The organism is Halomonas sp. (genome assembly GCF_041689495.1).
Classification (GTDB): domain Bacteria; phylum Pseudomonadota; class Gammaproteobacteria; order Pseudomonadales; family Halomonadaceae; genus Halomonas.
In genome coordinates, this window is record NZ_JBDNGD010000024.1 from 1 (window position 1) to 9248 (window position 9248).

Annotated in this window: 10 protein-coding genes; 8 read left to right on the forward strand and 2 right to left on the reverse strand. The window is 64.8% G+C overall.

Annotation, left to right across the window (positions count from 1 at the left end; genetic code table 11):
- The 8 genes from ACESMD_RS00625 to ACESMD_RS00660 all read left to right on the forward strand — a co-directional run.
- The coding region (locus ACESMD_RS00625; protein ID WP_372609365.1) for a hydroxymethylglutaryl-CoA lyase at positions 1-983 on the forward strand (983 nt) is incomplete at its 5' end.
- Positions 980-2185 carry a CaiB/BaiF CoA transferase family protein gene (locus ACESMD_RS00630; protein ID WP_372609366.1) on the forward strand — a complete coding sequence of 402 codons (1206 nt, stop codon included), beginning with the start codon at positions 980-982 and terminating at the stop codon, positions 2183-2185. The genes ACESMD_RS00625 and ACESMD_RS00630, both read left to right, overlap by 4 nt.
- Positions 2186-2243: 58 nt before the next feature.
- Complete coding sequence (locus ACESMD_RS00635) at positions 2244-3239, forward strand: Bug family tripartite tricarboxylate transporter substrate binding protein (protein ID WP_372609367.1); 996 nt, start codon at positions 2244-2246, stop codon at positions 3237-3239.
- Entirely contained in the window at positions 3236-3709 is a 474-nt protein-coding gene (locus ACESMD_RS00640; RefSeq protein ID WP_372609368.1) for a tripartite tricarboxylate transporter TctB family protein, read from the forward strand. The genes ACESMD_RS00635 and ACESMD_RS00640 overlap by 4 nt, the downstream gene beginning before the upstream one ends.
- A 10-nt stretch (positions 3710-3719) precedes the next feature.
- Positions 3720-5225 carry a tripartite tricarboxylate transporter permease gene (locus tag ACESMD_RS00645; protein ID WP_372609369.1) on the forward strand — a complete coding sequence of 502 codons (1506 nt, stop codon included), beginning with the start codon at positions 3720-3722 and terminating at the stop codon, positions 5223-5225.
- A 63-nt stretch (positions 5226-5288) separates the two neighbouring features.
- Entirely contained in the window at positions 5289-6641 is a 1353-nt protein-coding gene (locus ACESMD_RS00650; RefSeq protein ID WP_372609370.1) for a deoxyguanosinetriphosphate triphosphohydrolase, read from the forward strand.
- A gap of 1 nt (position 6642) precedes the next feature.
- Positions 6643-7428: a ribonuclease I gene (locus tag ACESMD_RS00655; RefSeq protein ID WP_372609371.1), complete on the forward strand. Its 786-nt coding sequence runs from the start codon at positions 6643-6645 to the stop codon at positions 7426-7428.
- 60 nt (positions 7429-7488) lie between these two features.
- A complete protein-coding gene (locus tag ACESMD_RS00660) occupies positions 7489-8352 on the forward strand; it encodes an NAD-dependent protein deacetylase (RefSeq protein ID WP_372609372.1) in 864 nt (287 codons plus the stop codon).
- On the opposite strand, the gene ACESMD_RS00665 is transcribed toward ACESMD_RS00660, so the two are convergent.
- Positions 8327-8701: a translation initiation factor Sui1 gene (locus ACESMD_RS00665; RefSeq protein WP_372609373.1), complete on the reverse strand. Its 375-nt coding sequence runs from the start codon at positions 8699-8701 to the stop codon at positions 8327-8329. The genes ACESMD_RS00660 and ACESMD_RS00665 overlap by 26 nt on opposite strands.
- Before the next feature lie 103 nt (positions 8702-8804).
- A partial coding sequence (locus ACESMD_RS00670; protein ID WP_372609374.1) for an HAD family hydrolase occupies positions 8805-9248 on the reverse strand: 444 nt, incomplete at its 5' end.

Below are 9248 nucleotides of genomic sequence, written 5' to 3' on the forward strand. Positions count from 1 at the left end.
AGGACAACCTTTCCATGTATTTCGAATCACCGGCCCCGGCCATCCCACCCCGCCAGGTTCATGTCACCGAGGTTGGACTTCGCGACGGCTTGCAGAACGAGGCGGTCCTGCTCTCGACCGCCGAGAAGATGGCGCTGGCCAGGGCTCTGGTCGAGGCGGGTGTACGTGAGTTCGAACTGACCTCCTTCGTCAGCCCGCGAGCGGTGCCGGCCCTGGCCGATGCCGCTGATCTCGTCGCCTCGCTGCGTGATACCCGGGGCGTGCACTGGTCGGCGTTGGTTCCCAACCTGCGCGGTGCCGAGCGTGCCCTGGAGGCGGGAGTGGACTCGGTGGTGCTGTTCGTCTCGGCATCGGAGAGCCACAACGCCAAGAACGTCAACCGCAGTGTCGATGCCTCCCTCGAGGGGTTCGAGGCCGTGGCCAGACGACTCCAGGGCAGCGGTATAGCGCTTCGTGGGGCTATCGCCACCGCCTTCGGCTGTCCCTTCGAGGGCGATGTGCCGGTGGAGACGGTGGGTCGTATCGCCCGTTGCTTCGCCGACCTGGGCGCGGCCCAGCTCTCGTTGGGGGATACGACCGGCATGGCGACGCCCCCGCTGGTCGCCGAGCGCATCATCCACCTTCGCGAGGTGGTGCCGACGCTATCTCCTACGCTGCACTTCCACAATACCCGCGGGATCGGCCTGGCTAATGTCATGCAGGGACTGGCACTGGGGGTCGAGCGCTACGAGAGTTCCATCGGTGGCTTGGGGGGCTGCCCCTTCGCCCCCGGTGCCTCGGGCAACATCGCTAGTGAGGACCTGGTCTACCTGCTGACCGAGATGGGTATCGAGACGGGTATCAACCTGGATGGCATGATCGCCGCCGCCCGTATCGCCACCCGGCTGATGGGTCGTCCGCTGCCCGCCCAGGTCTCCAAGGCCGGACCACGCCTGGCCCTGAGTGACTGTTCCGCCGTTCCGACGGCCCTGGGGAGAACATGACGTCGTCCGAACGCCCCGGTTCGGGCTCCCTTGAGGGTATTCGTGTCATCGATCTGACCCGGGTGATTTCCGGCCCCTTCTGCACCCAGATGCTGGGGGACCACGGCGCCGATGTCATCAAGATCGAGTCGCCGGCAAGCGGGGATGTACTGCGTTCCCAGGGCAATGTGGTGAACGGGTTCAGCTGGTACTTCGCCCAGTTCAACCGCAACAAGCGGTCACTGACGCTGGACCTGCGCAGCGAGGAGGGCAAGGCGATCCTGCATCGCCTGCTCGGCGAGGCCGATGTGCTGGTCGAGAACTTTAGGCCCGGTGTGCTGGCGAAGATGGGTCTCGACGACGAGACCCTGCGTGAGCGTTATCCCCGCCTGGTCGTCGGCCGCATCAACGGTTTCGGTTCCAGCGGCCCCTACAGTGATCGCCCCGCCTATGATTTCATCGCCCAGGCCATGAGCGGTTTCATGGGGGTCAACGGCCCTGCCGACGCAGAGCCCATGCGAGCGGCACCGCCGATCAGCGACATGGTGGCCAGCCAGAACCTGGCCTTCGGTATCTGTGCGGCTCTGGTGCGGAGAGAACGCAGCGGCTGCGGCGATATCGTCGAGACCTCTTTGACCAATGGCCTGATCGCGATGATGGGCTACCTGGCCGCGGAATTCTTCGCCACGGATCGGGTGCCGGCACGCACCGGCAATGACCATCCCATGCTCTATCCCTATGGGCTCTTCAGGGCGCAGGACGGCGAGGTGGCCATCGCGCCGAGCAACGACACCATGGTCGAGCGCCTGCTCGATGCCCTCGACAGGCGCGACCTGCTCGCTGACCAACGCTTCGCCGACAATACCAGCCGGATGGCCAATCGCGATGCGCTACGTGCCTGCCTGACGGAGGTCATCGAGACGCGCCGCGTCGAGGAATGGATAGAACACCTCAACCGGGCCGGTGTACCCTGTGGGCGTGTCTATTCGCTGCGGGAGACATTCGAGGACCCGCAGGTGCAGGCCCAGCAGATGAAGATCGATCTCGACCAGGGGGGCCTGGGCAAGGTTCCCGTGACGGGATTTCCGGTAAAGCTGCGTGAGGCCCCGGCAGGGGTGCATCATCCCGCGCCGCAACTCGGCGAACATAGCCGGGAAATCCTGCGCGAGCTCGGTGTCGAGGATGGCGAGATCACCGCCATGCGTGCGCATGGCGTGATTTGAACTACCCTGCAAGTAGGCCGCTTCGTTCGACCATATAAACAAATGGAGGAACAACAAGATGACAATTTTTACTCACACCCGCCACGGTTTCGCCGCTGCGACCCTGCTGGGTCTCGGCCTGGCCGTCAGTGCACCCAGCCAGGCCTTGCCCATCGATGAGTGTCTCGCCCCGGCGGACCCGGGTGGCGGCTGGGACTTCACCTGCCGTTCGGTGGGCAAGCTGCTACTCGACCTCGAACTGGTGGATAGCCCAGTCCAGGTCACCAACATGCCGGGTGGCGTCGGGGCCGTGGCCTTTGCCAATGTCGCCGGTAATCGGTTGGACGACAGCAATCTGATCGTGGCGACGAGCACGGTGGGCATGACCCAGATCGCCCAGGGCAAGTATCCGGGAGACGCGGACACTATGCGCTGGCTGGCCATGCTCGGCACCGATGTGGGGGTCATCCTCGTCGATGACGAGAGCGAATACGAGAGTCTCGACCAGTTGCTCGACACCATGGTCAATGACCCGAATTCACTGGCCATGGCGGGCTCCACCGGCGCCGGTGGCTGGGACCACATCCGCGCCCTGATGCTGGCCAAGGAGGCCGGGATGCCTGCTGACCAGATCAGCAGCGTGCGCTGGGTGCAGTACGACGGGGGCGGTCCCGCCGTCATCCAGATGATGGGTGGCCATGTGAATGCAGTGTCCACCGACCTCGGCGAGATCGCCGGCTTCATCGAATCCGGTGATGTGCGCGTGCTGGCGGTGCTCTCCGATGAACCCCTTCCCGAGCCCTTCGCTGGCTTGCCGACAGCGGTTTCCCAGGGCTACGACGTGACCGGTTACAACTGGCGCGGCTTCTACACCGGCGGCGATGTCTCCGACGAGGACTATTCGGCCATGGTCGAGACCCTCGAGACCCTCTATGAGAGCGACGAGTGGAAGGATGTCGCCCAGCAGAATGGCCTGGTGCCGCTGTGGCGCGGTGGCGAGGCCTTCAATGACTTCGTCCGGGAGTCCATCGGTGACGTCGAGGAGATTTCCCGAGAGATCGGGGTCATGGAGTGAGTGAGCAGGATATCTTCACCGAGCGTGTCTCCGGCGTCATCGGCGACCGCATTGCCGGGGCCGTGTTACTGGTTCTGGCTGTCTTCGCCTGGTGGTATTCCTACACCTTCACCACCGGCTTCATGCAGCCGGTGGGGCCGGGGGTGTTTCCCCGTCTGGTGAGTGTCCCGCTCGGTGCCTTCTCTCTCTATCTGATACTGCGTCCCGGCTTGAACCAGCGCTGGCCGCATCGTGCCGCCCTGCTGCGCCAGGCCGGTGCGCTGCTCCTGCTGGGGGTCTATGCGGCCTTCCTCAAGCCCTGGGGTTTCCTGCCGGCCAGCCTGATCGCCCTCATCCTGCTGATCCGACTGTTCGGTGCCGACTGGAAGCCATCCCTGGTCTCCGGCGTCATCCTGACGCTTGGGCTCTACCTTCTGTTCGAATTTGCCCTGGGCATGCCGCTTCCGGATATACCCGGCCTCAACTGGTAACCCCGTCGACATGGATATTCTCGCTTATCTCGCCCAGGGGTTCGTAGTGGCGACCGAACCCCAGCACCTCATGCTGGCGCTCATCGGTTGCGCCCTGGGCACCCTGCTCGGTGCCCTGCCGGGCCTGGGGCCGGTCAATGGCGTGGCGCTGATGATTCCCCTGACCTTCAATTTCGACCTGGCGCCGACCGCCGCCCTGATCCTGCTGGTCAGCATCTACTATGGCTGCATGTATGGCGGTCGTATCAGTTCCATCCTGCTCAACATCCCGGGCGATGAACCGGCCATGATGACCACCATGGATGGATATCCCATGGCACTCAAGGGTCGCGCGGGCGAGGCCCTGGGCCTGACCGGGGTGGCGTCCTTCGTGGGGGCGACCGTGGCGACCATCGGCCTGACCCTCTTCGCCCCTCTGCTGGTGGGCTTCGCCATCCGGTTCGGTCCGGCCGAATACTTTGCCCTCTTCATGCTGGCCTTCGCCACCATCGGTGGCGTGACCAGTGGCAGCCTCTCCAAGAGCTTCGTCGCTGCCTGCCTGGGCCTGCTGCTGGGCACCGTGGGTATCGATGCCGTCAGCAGTGTGCCGCGTTTCACCTTCGGCTGGTTCGAGATCTACGATGGCATCGACTTCATCGTCGCCCTTGTCGGTCTCTTCGCGATCTCGGAATGCCTGGTATTCCTCGAGGATATTCGCCACAGCAACAAGCCGACCATGAAACTCGGTTCGGCAATCCCCGGTATGCGTACCGCCTGGACGTGTGCCCCCACCATCACCCGTAGCTCCTTCATCGGCTTCATCGCTGGTGTGCTGCCGGGCGCCGGGGCCGCCCTGGGAAGCTTTCTTTCCTACACCTTGGAGAAACGCTGGCTGGGACGCCGCGGCGATTTCGGCAATGGTGACCCGCGAGGGGTGGCGGCCCCAGAGGCAGGCAACAACGCCGCTGCCGGCGGGGCGCTGATTCCCATGCTCTCCCTGGGTATTCCGGGAAGCGGGACCACGGCGATCCTGCTGGCCTTGCTGCTGTCCATGAACATTACCCCCGGCCCTCTGTTGTTCCAGCAGCAACCCGAGATGGTCTGGGGACTGGTGGCGGCATTGTTCATCGGTAACCTCATGCTGCTGGTGCTCAATATTCCCCTGGTGGGGCTCTTTGCGAGAGTGCTCCGGGCGCCGGGCTGGTTCCTGATGCCCATGGTGGTGATGGTGGCCTTCGTCGGCGTCTACTCGCTAGGCAACAGCGCCTTCGATCTCTACATGATGCTGGGTTTCGGGGTGCTCGGTTATGTCCTCAGGAAACTCGAGATTCCCACGGTACCGGTGGTGCTGGGTCTGTTGCTCGGTGGCCAGATGGAATACAACCTGAGACGGGCCATGGCGATTTCCGGTGGCGACTGGGACATCCTCTGGAACAGCGGCATTTCCGTGGGCATCTATGCCTTCGCCATCACGCTGATATCGGCGGGTCTCGTCTATGGCTGGCTGGTCAGGCAGCGACGGATCGACGCCGGCTGAAGGCTTCGGGCTGGGCGAGGGACCGCGAGGCTGCCAGAATGGGCGTCCAAGGAGAGATTGCCCATGACGCAGATGAGTTGGGAGCGGCTGCTGGATCCGGGTCGCCTGCATGACAAGCGGGGTACGCCTTCCGGCGGCGTCCGCGACGAGATCGGCCGCAGCCCCTTCCACAAGGATCATGACCGGATCGTCTTCGCCGGTTCCTTTCGTCGCCTGGGCCGCAAAACCCAGGTACATCCCCTCACCGACAACGACCATATCCATACCCGCCTGACCCATTCCCTGGAAGTGGGCTGTGTCGGCCGTTCCCTGGGCATGATTGTCGGTGAACTCCTGTGTGAGCGACTTCCCGACTGGATCACCCCAGCGGACATGGGCGTGATCGTGCAGGCGGCCTGCCTGGGACACGACATCGGCAACCCGCCCTTCGGGCATGCTGGTGAATATGCCATCCGCGACTGGTTCAAGCATGCCGAGGGCAGCGGCAGTGGCCTGCTTGAAGGGCTCTCCGAGCTGGAACGCAAGGACCTCTTGACCTACGAGGGTAACGCCCAGGGCTTTCGGATCGTCACCCAGATCGAGTACAACCAGTTCCGGGGCGGTATGCGGCTGACCACGGCGACCCTGGGGACCCTGCTCAAGTATCCCTGGACCGTGGAGCACGGCGGCGCGGCGGGAAAGTTCGGCTGCTACCAGAGCGAGACGGCGCTGCTGGCCCAGGTGGCCGAGCGGCTGGGTCTGCTGCCCCGCGGCCAGGGACGCTGGTGCCGGCATCCACTGGCCTGGCTGGTCGAGGCGGCCGATGACATCTGCTATGCGCTCCTCGACCTGGAGGATGGCCTGGAGATGGGCATCCTGCGCTTCGAGGAGGTGGCCGAGGTGCTGACCCAGATCGCCGGCGGAGAGCCGCCGGATTACGCCGACATGCAGCGCACCGGGGTCTCCCAGCGGCGACGCATTGCCGCACTGCGAGGGGCGGCCATGGAGCGGGCGGTCAACGATGTGGGGGCGGTCTTCGTCCAGTACGAGAGCGAGTTGCGCAGTGGTGCCCTGACCCATGACCTCCTGGATCTCTGCCATCCCGATCTGGGGTGGGGGGTGACCGCAGCCAAGCAGCTGGCGCGGGAGCGTATCTTCCAGAACGAGCGCAAGGCCAAGCTGGAGATCGGCGCCTACACGACGCTAGGCATTCTCCTGGAGGCCTTCATCGGGGCCGCCCACGAGCTGCACCACACCGGCCGCTCGACCTTCAAGCACCAGCGCGTCCTGGCCTTGATCGGCGAGAATACCCCGCGTTCTTCCTGGACGCTGTATGACAGCTACCGACGCATGCTCGACTTCATCGGCGGCATGACCGACCACTATGCCGTGGATCTGGCCCAGGAGATGGGCGGCCGACTTCGGGGAGACAGATGAGATGACGCTAGCAAGGCACTCAGGCGTGATGACGCTGGCCCTGTTGATGGCCCTTATCTGGGTGTCGGCGCCGTCGGCCGCTGCCGACCCCCTGGCTCGCCTGGAGGCCGAGGGGTTCGATCACTACACCCTGGCCCTGACCTGGCATCCCGGCTTCTGCGAGAGCCGTTCGAACCCACCGCGTGAGTGTCGTGATCCCTCGCTGTATCAGGGTAGCCGGCAGGGTTTCGTGCTCCATGGGCTCTGGCCGTCCCTGCCCGAGCGTTTCGCCGCCGAGGGCGTCGATCGTCGTCGCTGGTGGGAGGAGGGCTGTTTTCTGGAACGACCCCGGGCAGACGGGAGCTTCTGTCGGGCTCATCCACCCTTCGGTTTCCTCGCCCCCCTGGATGACGCCCTGGATGAGGCCATGCCGGGGCGGGAAAGCTGCCTGGATCGCTACCAGTATGCCAAGCATGCGGCCTGTCTGAGCCTGCCGGAAGACGACTATTTCGCCGCTTCGTTAGCGCTCCTCCAGGCGGTGAACGAAAGCGCATTCGGTGCCTACGTGGTACTCAACCAGGGCGGGGAGGTCTATCGTCGTGACCTCGTCGGTGCCTTCGAGGCGGCCTTCGGCGAAGGGACCGCCAGGGCGCTGCGTCTGGAGTGTCGCGGGCGAGGCAATCGCCTGTTGACCGAGGTGCGGATCGGCATCGATATCGACCACCTGGCCGATTTCCCCGCTGCGCAAAGCCTGTTTCCGCAGGAATCGGGGCGCTGTGCCACCCGGGTGCGAATCGCGACCTTCTGAACGCCATCGGGCGATCTCGGTCACGGCGATGATCGCTGGCTCAAACGAGAGGAGTGGGGCATGCAGGAGCGGGAAATATCGGTCGAGGGGGATCTCGAGGCCTTGATCGCCTTTGCTGTGTCTCATCCGCGCCTGGCGGTGCTGACCGGTGCGGGCATCAGTACCGCGAGCGGGATTCCCGACTATCGTGATGCGCAGGGCGACTGGAAACGTTCCCCGCCCATGCCGCATCAGGAATTCATGGCACGTCATGCGGCCCGACAGCGGTACTGGGCACGGGCCCTGGTGGGCTTTCGCGCCCTGAGCGAGGCACGACCCAACCCGGCCCATCTGGCCCTGGCTCGGCTCGAGGCGCTCGGTCGGGTGTCGGGCGTGATCAGCCAGAATGTCGATGGTCTGCACCAGTTCGCCGGTTCACGTCGCGTGATCGACCTGCATGGGCGGGCCGACAGAGTGCGCTGCATGGGTTGCAACGCCTTGCGCATGCGCCATGACCTGCACGCCGAGCTGGCGCAACACAATCCTGATTGGCTGACCTCGGGTGCCCGCATCGGGCCGGATGGCGACGCCGACCTGGAAACGGATTTCTCCGCCTTCCGGGTGCCCGGTTGTGGGCGCTGTGGCGACGGGATCTGGAAGCCCGACGTGGTCTTCTTCGGCGACAATGTGCCCGCCTCCAGGGTCGCGAGCGCCTTCGAATTCCTGGAGGAGAGCGATGCCCTCCTGGTGGTGGGTTCGTCCTTGATGGTCTATTCGGGCTTTCGCTTCGCTCGGAGTGCGGCGCGTACCGGCAAGCCGATCGCCTGCCTCAACCTGGGCCGCACCCGGGCCGATGACCTCTTCACGCTCAAGGCCGAGATGCCCGCCGAGCAAGGGCTGACGTCCTTGCTCTCGGCGCTCAGCCTCCCGCCAGCTTTACCCTGAAGCCCTGTCGTTCCAGTTCGGCCTTGAGTGTCTCGCGGTGATCCCCCTGGATCTCGATGACCCCCTCCTTGAGGGCGCCACCACTCCCGCAGCGCTTCTTGAGCGCCCTGGCGAGAGTCTTGAGCTCGGCTTCTGCCAGGGGCACTCCGGTTACCGTGGTGACCCCCTTTCCCTTGCGCCCACTCGTTTCGCGACGGATGCGCACGATGCCGTCGAGTGCGTCGAGGCGTTGTTGGTCGTCCTGCTCGGCACAGCGGCAGTCAGCCAGGGGGTGGCGGCAGTCGGGGCAGATATCGCCGTGCTCGGTGGAATACACCAGTCCGCTCAATTGGTCCTTCAGGGAGGCCATGGTTGGGTTGGCTCCTCGGTCGTCAAGGGCTAAGAGGCTGTCAGGTTTGCAACGGAGAGGATATCGTCCAGCATCGGGGATTGGCCAGGAGAGGAACGCTCGTTCAGTGACTGGAGACGGCTCTGTTCCGCGAACGGGTCAGGCTGGCGACCACGGTGGGAAGCTGGAACATGCTGCTGATCATGATGGCCCCTTCCGGGGTCTCCTCGGCATCCGGGTAGCGGTTGAGGTGGACCACCGTCATGCCAGCGGCCAGGGCGGCCTTGACGCCGACGATGGAGTCATCGATGGCCACGCAATCGTCCGGTGCATGGCCCATCAGGTCGGCGGCATAGAGGAAAAGGCTGGGGTCGGGCTTCCAGCACCTGGCCGTATAGCCACTGTAGATCCTGTCCCCGAAATGCTCGGCCAGGCCGCTGCTGGCCAGGGAGGTGCGCACCTTGGCCTCGGCGCCGTTGGACACCACTGCCATGGAGTAGCCGGACAGGGCCGCCAACGCCTCGGACACCCCGGGCAGGGGGGTCAGTTCGGTTTCCAGGCGATGCAT

What these genes read in the sequence shown, in the direction of transcription:
- ACESMD_RS00650 (WP_372609370.1), top strand. Translation starts at nt 5,289, where the DNA reads ATGACGCAGATGAGTTGGGAGCGGCTGCTGGATCCGGGTCGCCTGCAT.
- ACESMD_RS00655 (WP_372609371.1), top strand. Translation starts at nt 6,643, where the DNA reads ATGACGCTAGCAAGGCACTCAGGCGTGATGACGCTGGCCCTGTTGATG.
- ACESMD_RS00665 (WP_372609373.1), bottom strand. Translation starts at nt 8,701, where the DNA reads ATGGCCTCCCTGAAGGACCAATTGAGCGGACTGGTGTATTCCACCGAG.
- ACESMD_RS00630 (WP_372609366.1), top strand. Translation starts at nt 980, where the DNA reads ATGACGTCGTCCGAACGCCCCGGTTCGGGCTCCCTTGAGGGTATTCGT.
- ACESMD_RS00660 (WP_372609372.1), top strand. Translation starts at nt 7,489, where the DNA reads ATGCAGGAGCGGGAAATATCGGTCGAGGGGGATCTCGAGGCCTTGATC.
- ACESMD_RS00635 (WP_372609367.1), top strand. Translation starts at nt 2,244, where the DNA reads ATGACAATTTTTACTCACACCCGCCACGGTTTCGCCGCTGCGACCCTG.
- ACESMD_RS00645 (WP_372609369.1), top strand. Translation starts at nt 3,720, where the DNA reads ATGGATATTCTCGCTTATCTCGCCCAGGGGTTCGTAGTGGCGACCGAA.